The 15,771-nt window shown below is 69.1% G+C and carries 17 protein-coding genes and 1 pseudogene; 10 read left to right on the plus strand and 8 right to left on the minus strand.

The annotated features are described in order from the left end of the window. From AB0I81_RS11610 to AB0I81_RS11620, 3 genes and pseudogenes are all read left to right on the plus strand, one after another. Positions 1-144: pseudogene (locus AB0I81_RS11610) on the plus strand (IS5/IS1182 family transposase); the annotation flags it as partial. Positions 145-208: 64 nt separating this feature from the next. Continuing rightward, positions 209-502 (plus strand): phosphotransferase, encoded by a 294-nt coding sequence (locus AB0I81_RS11615; RefSeq protein ID WP_360655508.1) that lies wholly within the window; start codon positions 209-211, stop codon positions 500-502. Positions 503-1,370: 868 nt separating this feature from the next. Continuing rightward, positions 1,371-2,636 carry a helix-turn-helix transcriptional regulator gene (locus AB0I81_RS11620; protein WP_360653951.1) on the plus strand — a complete coding sequence of 422 codons (1,266 nt, stop codon included), beginning with the start codon at positions 1,371-1,373 and terminating at the stop codon, positions 2,634-2,636. 438 nt (positions 2,637-3,074) lie between these two features. On the opposite strand, the gene AB0I81_RS11625 is transcribed toward AB0I81_RS11620, so the two are convergent. Next, positions 3,075-3,923, minus strand: a complete 849-nt coding sequence (locus AB0I81_RS11625; protein WP_360653954.1) for a phosphotransferase — start codon at positions 3,921-3,923, stop codon at positions 3,075-3,077. A gap of 256 nt (positions 3,924-4,179) precedes the next feature. Here AB0I81_RS11625 and AB0I81_RS11630 point away from each other — a divergent pair, with 256 nt between their 5' ends. Further along, on the plus strand, positions 4,180-4,365 hold the full coding sequence (locus tag AB0I81_RS11630) for a hypothetical protein (RefSeq protein ID WP_360653957.1): 186 nt from the start codon (positions 4,180-4,182) through the stop codon (positions 4,363-4,365). Between the two features lie 49 nt (positions 4,366-4,414). Here AB0I81_RS11630 and AB0I81_RS11635 read toward each other — a convergent pair whose 3' ends face one another. Then, the gene (locus AB0I81_RS11635; protein WP_360653960.1) at positions 4,415-4,954 is read right to left on the minus strand and encodes a hypothetical protein; all 540 of its coding nucleotides are present in this window, start codon (positions 4,952-4,954) and stop codon (positions 4,415-4,417) included. A gap of 169 nt (positions 4,955-5,123) precedes the next feature. Here AB0I81_RS11635 and AB0I81_RS11640 point away from each other — a divergent pair, with 169 nt between their 5' ends. Together AB0I81_RS11640 and AB0I81_RS11645 are read left to right on the plus strand one after the other, a co-directional pair. Beyond that, positions 5,124-5,459, plus strand: coding sequence for a hypothetical protein (locus tag AB0I81_RS11640; protein WP_360653963.1), 336 nt, complete (start codon positions 5,124-5,126; stop codon positions 5,457-5,459). A 126-nt stretch (positions 5,460-5,585) separates the two neighbouring features. After that, entirely contained in the window at positions 5,586-7,670 is a 2,085-nt protein-coding gene (locus AB0I81_RS11645; protein WP_360653966.1) for an SUKH-4 family immunity protein, read from the plus strand. Here the strand turns inward: AB0I81_RS11645 and AB0I81_RS11650 are convergent. Then, entirely contained in the window at positions 7,663-8,445 is a 783-nt protein-coding gene (locus AB0I81_RS11650) for an alpha/beta hydrolase (protein ID WP_360653969.1), read from the minus strand. The genes AB0I81_RS11645 and AB0I81_RS11650 overlap by 8 nt on opposite strands. A 57-nt stretch (positions 8,446-8,502) precedes the next feature. On the opposite strand from AB0I81_RS11650, the gene AB0I81_RS11655 reads away from it, so the two are divergent. The 3 genes from AB0I81_RS11655 to AB0I81_RS11665 all read left to right on the plus strand — a co-directional run bounded on the left by AB0I81_RS11655 (position 8,503) and on the right by AB0I81_RS11665 (position 9,997). Continuing rightward, on the plus strand, positions 8,503-8,958 hold the full coding sequence (locus AB0I81_RS11655) for a MarR family transcriptional regulator (protein WP_360653972.1): 456 nt from the start codon (positions 8,503-8,505) through the stop codon (positions 8,956-8,958). A gap of 78 nt (positions 8,959-9,036) precedes the next feature. Then, entirely contained in the window at positions 9,037-9,234 is a 198-nt protein-coding gene (locus tag AB0I81_RS11660) for a hypothetical protein (protein ID WP_360653975.1), read from the plus strand. Between the two features lie 229 nt (positions 9,235-9,463). Beyond that, positions 9,464-9,997 carry a hypothetical protein gene (locus AB0I81_RS11665; protein ID WP_360653978.1) on the plus strand — a complete coding sequence of 178 codons (534 nt, stop codon included), beginning with the start codon at positions 9,464-9,466 and terminating at the stop codon, positions 9,995-9,997. On the opposite strand, the gene AB0I81_RS11670 is transcribed toward AB0I81_RS11665, so the two are convergent. Next, positions 9,973-10,539, minus strand: a complete 567-nt coding sequence (locus AB0I81_RS11670) for a GNAT family N-acetyltransferase (RefSeq protein WP_360653981.1) — start codon at positions 10,537-10,539, stop codon at positions 9,973-9,975. The two genes, AB0I81_RS11665 and AB0I81_RS11670, sit on opposite strands and share 25 nt — an antisense overlap. 66 nt (positions 10,540-10,605) lie before the next feature. Here AB0I81_RS11670 and AB0I81_RS11675 point away from each other — a divergent pair, with 66 nt between their 5' ends. Beyond that, on the plus strand, positions 10,606-11,364 hold the full coding sequence (locus AB0I81_RS11675; RefSeq protein WP_360653984.1) for a DUF4143 domain-containing protein: 759 nt from the start codon (positions 10,606-10,608) through the stop codon (positions 11,362-11,364). A 39-nt stretch (positions 11,365-11,403) separates the two neighbouring features. Here the strand turns inward: AB0I81_RS11675 and AB0I81_RS11680 are convergent, their stop codons facing one another. From AB0I81_RS11680 to AB0I81_RS11695, 4 genes are all read right to left on the minus strand, one after another. Further along, a complete protein-coding gene (locus tag AB0I81_RS11680) occupies positions 11,404-13,146 on the minus strand; it encodes a DUF4832 domain-containing protein (RefSeq protein ID WP_360653987.1) in 1,743 nt (580 codons plus the stop codon). Positions 13,147-13,279: 133 nt separating this feature from the next. Continuing rightward, the gene (locus AB0I81_RS11685) at positions 13,280-13,699 is read right to left on the minus strand and encodes a lasso peptide biosynthesis B2 protein (RefSeq protein ID WP_360653990.1); all 420 of its coding nucleotides are present in this window, start codon (positions 13,697-13,699) and stop codon (positions 13,280-13,282) included. A 16-nt stretch (positions 13,700-13,715) separates the two neighbouring features. After that, positions 13,716-13,976 (minus strand): lasso peptide biosynthesis PqqD family chaperone, encoded by a 261-nt coding sequence (locus AB0I81_RS11690; protein ID WP_360653993.1) that lies wholly within the window; start codon positions 13,974-13,976, stop codon positions 13,716-13,718. Beyond that, the gene (locus AB0I81_RS11695; protein ID WP_360653996.1) at positions 13,963-15,771 is read right to left on the minus strand and encodes an asparagine synthase-related protein; all 1,809 of its coding nucleotides are present in this window, start codon (positions 15,769-15,771) and stop codon (positions 13,963-13,965) included. The genes AB0I81_RS11690 and AB0I81_RS11695 overlap by 14 nt, the downstream gene beginning before the upstream one ends.

The raw sequence follows: 15,771 nt of genomic DNA on the forward strand, positions 1-15,771 counted from the left end.
CTCCGCGGACCCGGCGAGCGCGCAAACGCCCAGCTCAAAAGCTGGAAGATCCTCCGAAAGCTCCGCTGCAGCCCGTCAAAGGCCGGCCACCTCTGTAAGGCCATCGCCGTCCTTCAGAACCATCGCGCTGCCCAAGCCGCGTGAGCCTGAAATAGGTTCACTCAGCCGCTCAAGTGCGGCGATTAGCGGTTGGGGTTCCAGCGACCAACTGTTGCACGGTGAACCGCATCCGGGAAACCTGCTCAGTACCAGTACAGGGCCGCTCTTCATAGACGTCGGAACATGCCAACGGGGGCCGATCGAGTACGACCTTGCTTATGTCCCGGAACAAGTCGCAGAACACTATCCGGGGGCCGACCAAGACCTCGTCCACCAATTCCGGATCCTCATGTGGGCAGGCGTCACGACAATGCGTTGGTACCGAGACGACCAGTACCCTGACCGGGATTACTGGAGAACCGAGGCTCTCAACCAGCTTCGAGCGGGACTCGATCGCTGCTGACTGGATTGACTTCAAGGGTGTACGTATTGCTCCTTCAGATCAGGCCTACGCCCAGTGTGGGAGTGCCGGTCCGGGGCGCCGCGCACAGCAACAGGTACGCCAACGCCGCCTTACATGATCACACATCATCAGCCCGAACCTGCTACCTGACCAGGTCGGGGGCCTTTCCGCAAAGCAACCGGTTCTGTTTGCCAGCAGGAAGTCGAATGGTCGTCAGTCGCCATTCGTTGGCGACAGGCGAGCCCCGCGGATGCCCATGCTCCCGGGTGAAGCCTCCACGCACGCTGAGCGTCGGCGTACCGACCGCACGCGGTTGAACACGTAAATTCTCTTTCTGTCGGTGACAAGGGTGTTATGGGCGAGGCGAATGTAGTCGCCGCTCGCGGCACACGATCTCGCCGGTCCGCTCATCCCGACGAGCCCAGAGCAACACCGGCCCGTGCACGTAACTGGGGAAGCGAGCGGACCGATCGAGCGCCACCTGCTCAACGCGGCCGTCAGCTCCGGGTGAAAGCTCGGCAAGCGCACTTATCAGTCGTGCGGCGGCACGGTTCCCGGAGAATGCCACGCCACCGGCGCCGCGATGGTTACTTTCCTGCGCTTCCCATGAGTAGAGGATTTCGCCGCGAGGAAGTGTGTCATCCATCCAATTGGACAGATCTGGCCATTGGGAAGGGGGCATGGCGGGAATCTCCGGCTAGTGAAATGTGGCTTCGAGGCTTCATTTGGATTTGTGCAGCGTGTTGCCGTTGGTTCAAGAAAAACTCCTTGCGCGCCAGTAGTAGCCTGTCGATCGCAGACAGTCAGATCCAGGCGTGAGGCGTTCGCTGACGTGCGCAGACGTGTAACGGCAGGAGTGGTGCAACTCATGAACTACGACGGTGAGACCTTCGGTCAGATGCTCCGCCGACTGCGCGGGAGCCAATCACTGAGCGTCATCGGTCGCCTGGCGAACGTCAGCAAGAGTCATGTCCACGACCTGCAGAACGGGCGAAGGGCACCGTCGCGGTCAGTGGCAATGGCACTTGATGAGGTTCTGTCCGCAAATGGCGAGCTTGTAGCGGCATATGAGGCTCATGTAGGTATTCGCCCATCTACTGGAGAAACGGCATGTCTGCGTACGCTGGAGGAAAGGGTTCTCCTGCGAGCGGAGGAGGAAGACACGGAACGCAGACAGTTGTTGCGCCTCGCCGCCGGTGCCGGATTCGGTGGAGTCTTCGGCTACAACGAGACGGTCCGCCAGATGCTCGACCTGTCCGCGTACGCACATCGCAGCATCGAGGACTGGGACATCGCCCGGACCGACCACCTCCACACCCTGCGTTCTCGCCCGCCCTCGCAGGTGGTGTCGGATCTGGCGATCGACCTTCACGACCTCGCCCGCCAGATGGCGCAGTGTCCGGCAACTGACCTCCAGGAGCTGTACAGAACGGCTGCGACGTTGGCCTGTATCCAGGCCAACGCGCTCACCCGCCTGGCACGCCACGGGGAGGCGATCCGCTGGTGGCGCACATCCCGGCGGCTGGCCGACGCCTCCCAGGATGCGACGCTGCAATTGACGGTCCGGGCGGAAGAAGCCGGTCATGGCCTCTATGGGCAGCGCTCGCCCGATACGGTGCTGCACTTGATCGCTCAAGCCAGGCGGATCAGCGCTCGCCCGTGGCCGAGGATGATGACGGCCGAGGCCGAGGCGCTGGCCATGCTGGGTCGTCACCGGGAAGCTATGGAGACGCTGCGATCGCTGGTGGATCACGTGGAACGCGGCCTCAAGGGAGACGAACTCGGATTTTGGAAGGAGGACGCCATTCCCTTCGCCCAGAGCTGGGTCCATGGTTGCGCGGGCGATGAGGATGGTGCTGCCGAGGCCCGCGAGCAGGTGCAACGCCTTGCTCCGGAGCACTCGTACCAGGTCCTGACGAACGTTCTGTTCCACCAGGACGTGTGCACTGTGGCGCGGGGCGGCGTGGACGAAGGCATCCGGCACACCGCTGAGGTCCTGGATGGGCTTCCGGCCGCCTACCGGACCAATCACGTACTGGAGACGGCGCGGATAGTGCTGCGCACAGTGCCGCAGGGACAGCGTGACCGTCGATCCGTGCGCGAATTGGAATCGATGGTGCCCAGCCACGCCTGAACGCACGTCGCCGATCATCACGACCCGGCACGGTCGCCCATCTCAGCGAACCCAGACCGACACCGGCCCGTGTACATAACTGGGAGAAGTGGCCGGATCGATCGAGCACTTCCTGTTCGACGCGGCCAATGGCTCCGGCGAAAGCTCGGGAAGTGCTCTCACCGGTCGTGCGGCGGCACGGTTCTCGGAGAATGCCACGCCACCGGCGCCGCGACGGTTATTGCATGATGCCCTGTGCACGGTGCGGCTCGGAGGAGTGGATGAGGGTACGCGGCGCACGGCCGAGGCGATGACCGACCTCCCGATCCGGCTCCACAGCGCGCACGTCGGGGAGACCGTCCAAATGGTGCTGCACGCGGTGCCGGTGGACAACGAGGAGCGGCAATCGTTATCGCGCCGGAGGAAGAGCAGCTCACGGAAGCCGTGGTCCTGCTGTGGTTATGGTGCGTTCAGTGCCGCGTCTATGGACGCACCATGGCGATCCAGCCAAGCCTCGCGCCGCTTGATCTCATCGCCGACGCCCTCATCCCACATCCGCGCCCAGCCACCACCCCGCTCCACGGCGATCTGCCTCATCGAGAACCACGCCCGCCGGGTCCGCAGCACGAACACCTCGACGAGCCGGGAACGGTCGACGTCCGCCAGCCCGTAGGCGTCGGCCAGAATCCTGCAGCGGCGCGGCACGTCCACCTCCCGCAGCAGCGGGTCGGCATCGACGGGGTCGCACAGCGGCGCCCAGTACATCATCGCGTTGGCCACCTCATCCACCCGTGTGGTCGGCTTGGCGAGGTCGAAGTCGATCAATGCGGCCGCCCTGCCATCCCGGAACACGATGTTGTCCGGCGTGTAGTCGGCGTGCCCGACCAGCTCAACCGGGTACGGGGGCGCCGGGGGCATGTCCGGTGGCATCGACACCCCGAGGCCGGGCCGCACCCCGTCGGGCACGACGAAATCCGCGACAGCGGCGTGGTAGTCGCGTACGAGGCGCCCGACGGAGGCCAGCCGTTCCTCGTCGGCGATCCATGGCGGCCTCGGCCGTCCGGCGACCTCACCGGGAACGAAGGTCAGCACCTCGCGCCCGGCCGCGTCGATGCCGAGGAAGCGCGGCGCGCCCGCGAATCCGGCTGCCTCCAGATGGCACAGCAGCGCGTGGACGAGCGGGGCGCTGGGGCCGATCGACCGGCGTACGGTGTCGCCGACCCGCACGACCCCCTCGGTGACATCACCGCCGAGGAGTGGAATCTCGGGATGGGACTCGGCTGATTCGACGTAGGTGAAAGAGTTCATTTTCCCTGGGGGTAGAGGCCAACGGCTCGATTCGCCGCAGCGAGTACAGTCATGATCTCAAAGCACATGACCGGATGCTGGATGAGTTCGCGGCGAGGCGAGCCTGGCCGGCTCCCGGAAACCGATATGACCTCGCCGCCACTGCCCGTTAGGCGTAATGGGTCGTGATTCGCGCGAACTGGGACGAAGGCAAAGATCAACGGCTAGAGTCCGTCGTGATGACGAAGAATGGACCATGGGCGGGCAGAGTGCCCAGATGAGCTTCTGGGACCGGCCGCTGCACGAGATGACCGAGGCCTTCGGCGCGGCCGGCTTTCGTATCAGCGTCATCAGTGAACCGCCGTTCGTGCCGGAGGCCCGCGAACTGTTCCCCGACGAACTCCGCGAGATCACCGGCACGAGGTTCCTGAACTTCCTGTTCTTCGTTCTGGAAGCCGGCTGACGGCGCCTCGTGACGATGTGACGATCAACTGAGGTCTCGACGGCCGATTTCAGGCCGGCCAGGGGAGGTCCGGCTCGCAGGGGGCGGTGTAGTCGACGCCGGGCACGTCGAACCCGTACAGGCGGTGGATCTCGCCGGTGAACCAGCCGATGTCGGCGAGGTCGCCGATGTTGTCCGCGGTCACCTGCTCCCAACGCTCGCTCACCTGCTCCTGGACGGCGGGGTCCAGCTCCCAGCCGTCCAGGCGCAGACGCCCCTCGTCGTCGAACCGGAGCGGCCGGGCGCCGGTGAGCTGGTCCCACAGCTCGATCGACTGGGCGATGGGGGAGTGCATGCGCTCGCCGAGCACGCCGCGCAGCAGGCCGGTGTAGAGGGCGATGCCCGGGATGGCGGTGGACGCCTGCGTGACGGCGGCGCCGTTGACCGACGTCAGGGCCCGTCCACCGGCCGGCCGGAGCTGCCGGTCCAGGAGGAGCGCGGTGTCCTCCAGGTGGGCCTTGGCGGCGCCGATCGTACCCTGGCGGCGGCGACGCTGTAGCTCAGGCCGACTGACGGTGACGCCAATGGTCGCATCCCGAGCCCGCTGCACGGTTACCAACCGCCAAGCGAAGGCGAGAAAACAGCCATTGCATAAGAAGCTTTCCTATTTAATACTGCGATCAACGCAGGTCGTCACGGTGCGCGTCGCTCACCATGGTCGCCGGCGCGCGTGCTGCCCTGCCCCTGCCGACTCGGCGCCCTACTTCCCGGAGGTCCCCGTGATCCGTCGTGTCCTCGTCCTCCTCGCCGCCACGTTAGCCACGCTCGCCACCGTCTCCCTCTCCTCCTCCACCGCGCACGCGGCGACCGTGGAGGTCGTCCACAGCCCGATCTCCCTCGGCGGCTACTGCGCCGCCCAGGTCAACCCCTCCTCCACCATCGGCTTCTACAACGGCAGCCTGGGCTGCTACCGCTGGAGCACCGGCGGATCCGGCACCACCTACATCGGCACCGGCAGCGCCTCCGCCGCGTGCGCCTACCTCTACCCCACCGCCACCTACCTCGGCCACGCCCAGGGCGCCAGCCAGGCGCTGCTCTGCAGGTACGCGGTCTGACTCAGACTCCCGTGAGCGGCTGTTAGACGCGGCGAAAGCATGGGGCGCGACGATTCGCCGTCGTTGTGCCCCATGTCATCACGCCCTGCGAACGCCCTGATCGCCGGCCGCTAAGCTTCCGAGATCATGGATCTGCCACGCGACCTGCCCCCGGACCTCCACACCGCCTTCCGCGTCGTCGGGCTGCCCTGGCCGGACCTGCGATCGGCCGGCTTCGACGGGGTGCTGGCCGAACTGCACGACCACCCCCAGGCGGGGGAACTGCGTGACCTGGTTCTGGAGTTACGCGCCGGCCAGCGGGAGTTCTTCCAGGGGCTGCGCGATCTGGCCGACGGGCACGGCGGTGACAACACCATGCGCCTGATCCGTCACAAGGACAGACCTTGTGTGCAGGAGGTACGCGCGGCGTGGGCGGGCACCGCGGCGCGGATGGCCGAGCACCACGCGGCTGCCGGGCGGCTCGCCCGCGAGGCCGTCCAAGGGCTGCGGGTTCGCAGCGAAGTGCCCGCGGTGCCCGACTATCTCGCCGGCGACCTGCCCGCCTGGGCGGAGCAGCGGCCGGAGGCCGGTATCCGCCGCGAGGTCACGGCCGGTCGCGCGCCCGCCGCCCAGGCGTTGCTGCGCTGGCACGAGGACCCGCACGGGCCGCGGATCTGCGTCGTCACCGGCTCGCCGGGCTCGGGCAAGACCCACCTGCTGGCCTGGTTCACCAACTCCGACGCGGGCTACTGGTCGGGCTACGACGCCTACAACCCGCCGGGCACCGAGGCGACGGAGGCCGCCGCCTGCCTGCGCGGCCTGAGCGTGGCGGAGGCCGTGCGTGATCTGGCCCGCCAGCTCAAGATCGATGCCGGGAGGTCCCCGCGTCAGGGTGACGACCTGACCGGCCTCGGCCGGGACCTGCTGATCACGATCGCGGACCCGCACCGCGGCGCCGACCCCGAAGCCGTTCTCGCCGGGTTGGTCCGCCCGCTGGCCGCCGACCGGCGCGTCCGTCTGCTCGTGGAATGCGAGGACGCCGCCGCCGTCCTGCGGGAGGCGCCGGAAGAGCCGGTCTTCGTGCTGGACCTGGACGATCCGCGCTGCACCGACCGGGCCGCCTTCACCCGCTGGTACGAGGCCGAGCTCGCCGGGAACGGCTCTCCCTTCGGCGCGCACCAGCTCTACCCCTCCCCGGCGCCCGCCGCCGTCGCCGCCCGCGCCAGGGGCGCCGATCCTGGCCCCGGCCTGCCTCTTGCCGAGCGCGTGGCCCGCGCCTGGCTGGACGGTGTGTCGCCGGCCGCCCGCGCCGCCGTCGGCACGCTGGCGCTCACCTTTGCCCCGATCGGCCCGTACACCTGGCGGTTGTTGCATTGCGGCCGGCACCGCGACGATCCGGACGCGGCGGCCCGGGCCGTCGAGGAGGCCGCCGCTCTGCTGCCGCTCGCCGAGCCCGGTGTGCCCGCGTACGCCGTGGGCCTGCCCGCCCTGGCCGAGGCCGTCGCCCCGCCCACCGAGGCGCACCGCGAACTGGTGGCCGTCGTACGCGGCTGGCCGGTTTCGGAGGAGTTGCCGCATCCGTCGTACGTACAGACGTATCTGGCCGCGCACGAGCGAGTCGGAGGCGGCGGCGAGCGGGAGGCGATCGAGCCGCTACCGCTGCGGCGGCCGGCGGTCGCCGTCACCCGTGAACTGCTGGAGAGCCTGTACGGCGAGGCCGGCGTCATCCGGACGGCCCCCGGCGAACTGCATCCCGCGATCACCCACGAGCCGACCCGCCGTTTCCTGACCGAGGTGGGCCTGCCCGCGCAGGGCGTGCAGGGCGCCGACTGGACGCAGGACGAGGGACGCTTCACCGTGTCCGTCGCCGAGTCCGGCGACGCGGTGGAGGAACTGCGCGCCGCCCTGCCCTGCGACGTCGCCGCCGTCTTCGCGGTCGACGACCTGCACACCTGGTACCTCTTCCTGGACGGCGCCACCGGCCTGGTCCACGAGGTGCACGAGGACCTGGAGACCACCCGCGTCACCCACCGGAGCATCGAGTCCTACGCCTACTTCGCCTACGTGATCCAGCGGGACCGGCAGTTGTGGTGCGGGAAGGACGCGCCCGACCTCGCGCCCTACTGGTGCGCCGACGACCTCTCGCTGGAACTGCACACCTACGAGCCGGGGGCCATGGAGGGAGAGGAGGCGTACTGGCCGCCGACGCTGCAGGACTACACCCTCATGTGATGAGGGTGTCCAGGAACTCCCGCAGCACCTTGTCGTAGACCTCGGGCCGTTCCATGTTCGGATAGTGGCCGGTCCCGTCAACCGTCACAGAACGCCCGTCATCCACGGCCCGTACGAGCCGTTCCGCCATCTCGATGTGATCAGGCGAATCGGCGCCCCCGTGGATGGCCAGCACCGGCACCCGGATCGACGAGATCCGTTCCCACGGGCCGGTCACCGGCACATGGTGATCGGCCTCGCCGACGGAGTGCTTCGACATCGTGCTCCTGGCCATCCGCATCACCCGGCTCACGACGATGGGGTCGAGATCGTCAAGGTCGCGACGCGGCCCCATGCCGAGCACCGTGAACGCCTCCACGGAAGCCTCCAGATCGCCGACGGCCATGGCTCCGTGCCACGTGGCCAGCGCCTGCTTGGTCCAGGCGTCCTCGAAATACGGCTCACTGGCCCCGGCTCCCGTCACGACCACGGCGCTGACCAGGTCCGGATGCTCCAGCGCCGTGTCGACCGCGGTCCCCGCCCCCATGGAGACCCCGACGAGGATCGCGGGCCCGGTGTCCAGGTGCCGCAGCAGCGCGGCGAGATCGTCGCAGAGCCGGAACGGCTCGGTGGCGTTGGCGGAGCGGCCGTGGCCGCGCGAGTCGGGCGCGATGACCCGGTGCCGGGCGGCGAGGACCGGAATCTGGTCCTCCCACATGCCGTGATCCAGGAACCCGCCATGCAGCAGTACGAGTGGGCGGCCGGTGCCGCGATCGATCCAGAACAGATTTTTCATGACAACTAAGGTGTCATCTTTGCGCGAGTATGACAACCTAGGTGTCATGATGGAGCGATGGGCGAGAGCGAAGAGCTGACCGACCGGCTGACCGAGGTGTTCGACCTGGTGGGGCCGCTGTACCGGCGTTCCCTGCGCAAGGTCGAGTTGGACGCTCCCATCGAAGGGCTGTCGGTCGGGGTGCGGGCCGTGCTCAACCTGCTCCGCGAAGAGGGCCCGATGACCGTCCCGCAGATGGGCCGGGCCCAGGCGCTGAGCCGTCAGTTCGTCCAGCGCATGGTCAACGACGCGGCCGAGCGCGGGCTGGTCGAGTTCACCGCCAACCCGGCGCACAAGAGGTCCTCGCTCATCCGGCTCACCGGAGAGGGCCGGGCGGCCATCGACGCCGTAAGGGAACGTGAGCGCAGGGTGCTGCGCCAGGTGGGCGGCGACCTGACCGAGGCCGAGATCGACGCCTGCCTGCGTGTCCTGTCCCGCCTGCTCCGCATCCTCGACGACATCGACATGGACTGATCAGCCGGTGGCACTGAGGACAGTAGGATTCGCCGGCTGAGACGGCGCGACTATGAAGGCCCCGGCGACCTGCGTGCGATGCAGGGCCTGACCCGGCGGCTCTGGTCGCCCGGGAGCCGCTGGCACATCGGAGACCTGGCCTGGTCCCGCTTCCAGCACGTCGGCAGGGAGCCGGAGTGGCCCACGTCGTTGTGGGAGCACGACGGTCAGGTCGTCGCGTGGGCGCAGCGTCCCGGCACGCGCGGAGCTCGACTGGCTGGGCGCGCCCCGGGGTGACGACGGCCCCATCCCATGGCGCGCAGGACCTACGAGTCGGTGGGGTTTCGCGGTTTCGTACGCATGGCGACCTTCGTGCGCTGAGCTCCGGCCACACCGGCAGCGAACTCCTCAAGCCGCCTGACGACCTCGTCGCGCCACGAACAGGGCGCCCTCGTGGTGGCCGGTGCGAGGCTGGCCGAACGGGTCGCGCGGCAAAGCGTCGGTGTCCGTTGCTAGGGTCGCCGCCATGGCTAACCGCTCCTACCTCTACAGCGCCGACTCGCTGCCCACCACGGAGGTCACTCCGAAGCCGGTGCGGTGCATCTCCGAACACAACTGGAGCATCCCGCTCGCCCACAAACTGCTGGTGGGACGCGGGACGTCCGTCGTTCCCTCGATGATCTGGAACGCACCCGTCTGCATCGCCGCGGACTTCACCGGTGGCGTGGAACTGCTCGGCGCCCTCCTCCGAGTGGTGGGTCAAGGGCTTGAGGGCGGCGCCTTCACCGAATGCGCCGACAAGACCATGACCCACCTGAGCAAGCAGCAGGGGAAGTATTTCCTGCTGGAGACCGGTGAGATCGTCTCACTGGGCGGCGACGATGCTGAGGAGGCGGTACGCGGCCTGGTCGCCCATGACATCCCGGATGCCGTGGCGCAGGCCGAAGCGGCCCTGGCCGGTGAGAACGACCAGTGGCTCGCATCCGTCCGCGCCGACTGGGAGAACCACTTCGCCTCGTTCTACAGCGACTGGCTCTACTTCTCTTTCCCCGATGACTGACCGGCAGGCTCGGCCTCGTCGTTCCAATCGGGAACCGTGACCGTCCCGGTGAGCCAGTCGCGTCGCAGGATCGCGTAGCCGACCGAGTCGTACACCGTTCCGTCCGGCGAAGGCCAGGCATCCCGGTAGTGGGACTCCTTCGCATACCCGCACCGGCGGAAGACGGCCCGCATCGCCCGGTTGTCCTGCCGGGTGTTGCCCTCGATCCGCGTCACCTCGGGGTATTCCTCGAAGAGGTGGGAGGTCAGCCATCTGACGGCCGCCGTCCCCAGCCCCCGGCCGCGCCATTCGCTCCGGATGCGCAGGTCGAACATGGGCGTCGGCTCGGTGAGGTCCATCAGGCGTACCAGCCCGGCCCGTTCCCCGTCGGCCAGCAACCAGAACGTCCGGTTCTCCTCGTCGTCGTAGACCCCGTCGGCGACGCGCCGCCGGATGGCCTCCTCCTGCTGGACGCCCGCATGGAAGGGCCATGGATCGCTGAGCAGGAACTCGACCAGCGCGTCCGCCTCGTCGGGGGTGAATCTTGAGAACTCGATCCGCACGAAAGCCGATCCTCCCGATCACCGGCCCACCCCGTCAAACGATTTAACCCACCGGACGATCCTGGCATGATCCTCGCCGGCGGGTTTCCCATGGCTTTGGAGCTGCCGGATGCCGAACGCGGTCGCTGGTTCAAGGATTTCGTCGACATGGTGATCGACCGTGACGTGCTGGAGATAAGGAAGGTCAGACAGCGTCACGTTCTGCCACTCATCCTGCGTCACCTCGCCGCGCGCACCACGAGCACCGTGAGCGCCGCGGACATCGCGCGGCAGGTAGGGCTCGATCAGCGCATGGTCGGTGACTACATCACATTGCTGGAGTCCGTCTTCCTCGCGCATCGGCTCGAATCCTACGGCCGTACCCTGAGCGGCAAGGTGAGCAGAACGCCGAAGGTCCACCTCATCGACAGCGGGCTTGCCGCACATCTTCTCGGTGTCAGCCAGAGAAAGCTCAATCGCCGTGACCCGGCGACGCTGACCGAGTTCGGCAAGGTGGTCGAAACGTTCGTGGTCAATGAGTTGATCAAGCAAGCGGGGTGGGCCGAATCCGTGGTGCAGTTCAGCCACTTTCGAACCCGTCAGCAGCACGAGGTGGACCTCGTGATCGAGTCGAGCGAGGGTGAGGTCGTCGGCGTCGAGGTCAAGGCGAAATCCTCGATCGAGGAAGCCGACTTTCGCGGTCTCCGCCTGCTCAGGGACAAGCTCGGCGCCGACTTCGTGGGTGGTGTCCTGCTCAACCTGGGTCAGCAGTCGTTCAGGCACGACGACAGGCTTTATGTGATGCCCGCGGACCGGCTGTGGACCGCTCCTTCCAACTCCTGGTGATGGCCCGCCGCCCGGGAGCGGCGGGCCGGGTGGGAGGGGTCAGTTGATGGTGAGCGTGTGCAGGAGGCGGTTCATGCCGGTGCCCGCGTCCCAGGTGTTCTCGTTGGCGAGCCGGATCGAGTACTCGGCCCGCGAAGGCAGCAGTGGGTCGGGCAGGTTGAGCAGGAGGTCGTAGGTGCCGGCGGGGACGGACGTGGGCACGGTGAGTGTCTGGGTGACCGTCTTGGTGGCGCCCGCCTGCCACTTGCGCGGATCGGCGGACAGCGGCAGGCGGTGCAGCGCCGAGGTGGAGGTGTTGCGCAGGACCAGCTCAAGGCCGCGCGGGTTGAAGGGGGAGGCGTAGCCGTCGTTCCTGAGGGTGAAGCTGATCGGCAGGGCGCCCCCGCGTGTCGCCGTGGCCGGGTAGGTGCCGTTCTGCAGGGTGAAGCGGTAGCCGAGGTTGCGGGTGATCTCCGCCAGGCAGCCGCCGGTGTTCCAGCTCGCGAGCACGCCAGTGTGGTAGTCGGTGTTCAGGTAGGAGTAGTGGAAGCGCGACAGCTCGTCCTTGGCGGTCGGGCAGTCCGAGCGCGGCGGGTTGGGGTTGCACGTCTCGCCGCCCATGGCCACGTACTGCGTCTCGGCCTCCAGGTACGGGTATTCCACGGCCGCGTTCTCGTAGGTGCCGAAGTCGTCCGGGCTGGCCAGGAAGCAGTCGTTGTGGTGCCCAAGGCGCGCCACCGACGAGCCGCCGTGGGCCTGGCCTGCGGTGACGGGGCTGGTGGAGTACATCGTGCGCTTGAACTTCGGCGTGCGCAGCTGCGCCATCCGGGTCGAGGGCAGCACGCTGAGGAGCTTGTCCACCACGGCCTTCCTGTTGGCCCAGTCCGCCGCCGTGACGGTGCCGGCGTTGCCGAAGTTCTGGGTGTAGTACCACTCGCCCCACGCTCCGATGAACCCGGCCTGCATGACGTAGATGACGTCCTTGTGCGCGTTCAGGTAGGGGGCGAGCTGGTCCAGGTGGGCCAGGACGCGGTCCTTGGTGGCGTCGGCCCCGTCGGTGGAGGTGGTGTAGGCGAAGCGCAGGACCATCTTCAGGCCCGCCGCCCGTACGGTGTCGAGCTGCTGTTGCAACTGCGCCAGCGCGGCCTGGCCGATCGCGGTGGTCTTGTACTCGGCCAGGTAGAACACGCACATCACCAGCGAGATGTTCTGGCTGGTGCGGTAGCCGCGCAGGGTTTCGAGGGAGAAGTCGTTCTTGTCGCAGTCTCCGGTGTGGTGGTAGAGGCCGCGCTCGGGGTTGGCGAAGTCGGCGGTCGTGGGCGTGTACGTGACGGAGCCGCCGCCCCCGTTCCCGCCGCTGTAGACGTGCGTGTACTTGGCGGAGGTCTCCAGCGGGGACTCGACCTGGAAGACGAGGTCGGCGTCGTTCGGCGTGGCGCCCTCGCCGAGGTCCGCCCGCGGGAGCGTCCACGTCGCGGTGCCGCCGGTGGCGGAGTGGGTGACCGAGCGCACCGGCGTCCAGTTCCAGCCGCCGCCGTTGTGGCGGTAGAGGGAGGCGTTCTCCAGTAAGAAGTCCGCGCCCACGCCGCCCTGGGCGAAGCCGGTCGCGGGGTTGCGGTCGGTGTCGACGTAGGTGCGGGTGTGTGCGGGGCTGCCGGTGTAGGCGAACCGGTACGTCACCGTGGTCGCCGTGTTCGTGGCCGACTGGCCGGTGATGGCGGCCGACGCCGGTAGCGGGGAGAACAGGATCGACCCGCAGAGGAGGGCGAGCAGGAGGGTGAGGCTGCGTGCGAGCTTGGGCATGGGGCTCCTAGGCAAGCCGGCTGAGGGGTGTCTGGCTTGCGACTAATCATGGAGTCCATGCGAATTAAGTCAAGAGGGATCCGGTGAATATGGCGCAAAAGGGCTATATGTCGCCGCAATAACGAGGGAGTCCTCAGTAATGGTAGGCGGGTGGGACGGTGAGGGTGGGCTCGTAGCGGGCGGGCGGCTCGCCGATCGGGTGGCCGTCGGCCTCGATCCACGCGTGCGCGGCGAACGGATGCAGCCGTACCCCCGTGCGCCACGTCGGCCACGCCCCGTACCACAGCCTGCACAACAGCGCCGCGGCGATCGAGCGCGGCAGGCAGCCCTCGCCCGCGCAGGACACGCTCACCGCGACCACCGCGTCCCGCGCGGTCTTGGCCTGACCGGCGGTGGCGGGACGGGCGCCGCGCCGGGCCAGCGTGAGCGCGGCGCGGATGCGTGACGGGGGCTCGCGGGCGAGCAGATGCGCGATCCCGACGACCACCCAGACGGCGGGCCGCCGATACCAGGCCACCCTGGGCCGCGGCTCAGACGTGAACGGCACACTCATCCGCACTCCCACCTGCTCATCCCTCGTCCCACAACAGCCCGGCGCCGGTCAGGTACGCGACCAGCCCCGCCGTGTCCCGCTCGGCCCGGCCGGCCGCGTCCGGGCACCAGTCGACCAGTCGCGCGGCGGCCTGCTCGGGGGCCGCGCCGTCGAGCAGCAGCCGCAACAACGCGTACGCCGTGGGATTGAGCTGGTAATAACGCCCCTTACGCTCATCCAGCAGCACCGCCCACTCCGCACCGATCGGGGTGAGGGTGACCTCCTCACGCAGTCGCACGGGCACCTCCGCTCAAGGGCAGGGCACGCAGCCAGTTCTCGGCGGCGATGAACACGTCCAGGGCCAGCATGCTCGGCCCGGCGTCGGGCGGATCGTGCGCGCAGGCCCGGCGCAGCGCGTCCGCGTCGGCCAGCCCGCGCCGCACCAGCAGCGACCCGTCGAGCAACGCCAGAAGCTGATCGCGATGGCGGCGCAACCCCTGGTAGAAGCCGGCCGAGAACGCCCCCTTGGTGGTACGCCGCAGGCACTCGGGCGGCATGACCGGCCGCATCGCGGCGAGCATGAGCGGCTTGTAGACCCCCGGCGCGGCCCGCTGGTCCAGCCGGACGGCCAGGCAGGCGGCGATGACGTGGTCGTCGAGGAAGGGGGCGTGCACGGCGGCGCCGGCGCGGGCGGTCAACGTCTGCAGCCCCTGGACGGTGGCCGCGGTGCCGCGGGCGTTCGACAGGGCCTGGTGCTGGGCGCGTACGGGGGAGCAGGGCTCGCGGGAGGCGGCCGAGATCCGGCGGCGGACCGCGTCCGCGACGGCCGGGGTCGCCCAGGAGGGCAGACGCAGCGGCGGCTCCCACCCGAAATCAGGAGAAGCCGGCCCCCGGGTGAGGAGCGCGGACTGGCCGGCCAGCCAGGCGGCATAGGGACGCCGATCGGCCAGCTCCCTGACGCAGGCCGTCAGCGGCCACCGGGTCCTGGCCCGCCGCTCCCGCAGATGGGGCCAGAGCGCCGCAGGATGGCGGCGCGCCAGGTCATGCAGGTAACAACCGGGCAGCAGGGTGACCTCGTCGCCCCCGTGCCCGGTCAGATGCACGGCCGCCCCCCGCTCGGCCAGCAGCGCCGCGGTGGCCTGCGCGCGCCCCAGAGCCCGCAGCCACCGCATCGGCTCATCCAGCCCGACCACGGGCTCGGCCACTCCGGCGAACCAGCCGGGCAACTCGCAGGGGTGGACCACCACGTGCTCACCCGGCAGGTACGCCTGCGCCAGCGTGGCCCACTCCTTGTCATCCTGCGCGGGATCGTCCGCCCCGAGCCCGAACGTCACCAGCTTCGCCGACCGCCTCCCCGCCGCGGCCGAGGCCAGGAAGCTCACGGGCGTCGAATCCAGCCCGCCGGACAGGTCGCTGGCGACCACGGCCCCGTCACCCACCCGGGCCGCCACGGCCGACTCCAGGGCCGCCGCCACCGCGGGCGCCCCTTCCCGCAACGTCAGACCGGCCTGCGGCGCCCGCCACCAGGTACGCGCCCGAGCCCCGCAGGCATCCAGGTGGATCGCGTCGCCGGCGGGCACCGACGAGACCCCCTCCCACAGCGGCCCGGCCAGCACCGGCGGAACCCGGGCCAGCAGCCGCACCGCCAGCGCGTCGTCGTCGAGCCCCGCCCCGGTCAGCTCCGCGAGCAGCGCGGCGCGGTTGGAGGCGACCACGATTCGCCCGCGCGCCCGCGCGTAGTACACCCGCCGCATCCCCGAAGCGGTGCCCTGCACCCGGACCCGCCCGTCCACCACGGCGACCAGATGGAAACTGCCGGGCAACGCCGCGGCCACCGCGTCGGCGTCCCGCAGGCAGCGCAGGCCCGCGGCCAGTTCCCGGAGCCGACCGGCGGTGACCGGGCAGAAGCCGATCACCGCCAGCCGGGCGCGGCCCGCCCGCGCGTGCACCACCTCATCGGGGGAGGCGCTCAGCAGACACGGACGGCCGGACGGGTGGTCCAGCACCACCGCGCCACCCAGCGCGTCAGCGACGGTCCGCGCCGCGGCGCCGTCGGGCAGCACCGCGAACTCCTCGCCGCTCAGCTTCCGCAC

It is taken from the genome of Nonomuraea sp. NPDC050404 (genome assembly GCF_040655495.1).
In the GTDB taxonomy this organism is placed as follows: domain Bacteria; phylum Actinomycetota; class Actinomycetes; order Streptosporangiales; family Streptosporangiaceae; genus Nonomuraea.

What these genes read in the sequence shown, in the direction of transcription:
- AB0I81_RS11620 (WP_360653951.1), top strand. Translation starts at nt 1,371, where the DNA reads ATGAACTACGACGGTGAGACCTTCGGTCAGATGCTCCGCCGACTGCGC.
- AB0I81_RS11625 (WP_360653954.1), bottom strand. Translation starts at nt 3,923, where the DNA reads ATGAACTCTTTCACCTACGTCGAATCAGCCGAGTCCCATCCCGAGATT.
- AB0I81_RS11630 (WP_360653957.1), top strand. Translation starts at nt 4,180, where the DNA reads ATGAGCTTCTGGGACCGGCCGCTGCACGAGATGACCGAGGCCTTCGGC.
- AB0I81_RS11645 (WP_360653966.1), top strand. Translation starts at nt 5,586, where the DNA reads ATGGATCTGCCACGCGACCTGCCCCCGGACCTCCACACCGCCTTCCGC.
- AB0I81_RS11650 (WP_360653969.1), bottom strand. Translation starts at nt 8,445, where the DNA reads ATGAAAAATCTGTTCTGGATCGATCGCGGCACCGGCCGCCCACTCGTA.
- AB0I81_RS11655 (WP_360653972.1), top strand. Translation starts at nt 8,503, where the DNA reads ATGGGCGAGAGCGAAGAGCTGACCGACCGGCTGACCGAGGTGTTCGAC.
- AB0I81_RS11660 (WP_360653975.1), top strand. Translation starts at nt 9,037, where the DNA reads ATGCAGGGCCTGACCCGGCGGCTCTGGTCGCCCGGGAGCCGCTGGCAC.
- AB0I81_RS11665 (WP_360653978.1), top strand. Translation starts at nt 9,464, where the DNA reads ATGGCTAACCGCTCCTACCTCTACAGCGCCGACTCGCTGCCCACCACG.
- AB0I81_RS11675 (WP_360653984.1), top strand. Translation starts at nt 10,606, where the DNA reads ATGATCCTCGCCGGCGGGTTTCCCATGGCTTTGGAGCTGCCGGATGCC.
- AB0I81_RS11680 (WP_360653987.1), bottom strand. Translation starts at nt 13,146, where the DNA reads ATGCCCAAGCTCGCACGCAGCCTCACCCTCCTGCTCGCCCTCCTCTGC.
- AB0I81_RS11685 (WP_360653990.1), bottom strand. Translation starts at nt 13,699, where the DNA reads ATGAGTGTGCCGTTCACGTCTGAGCCGCGGCCCAGGGTGGCCTGGTAT.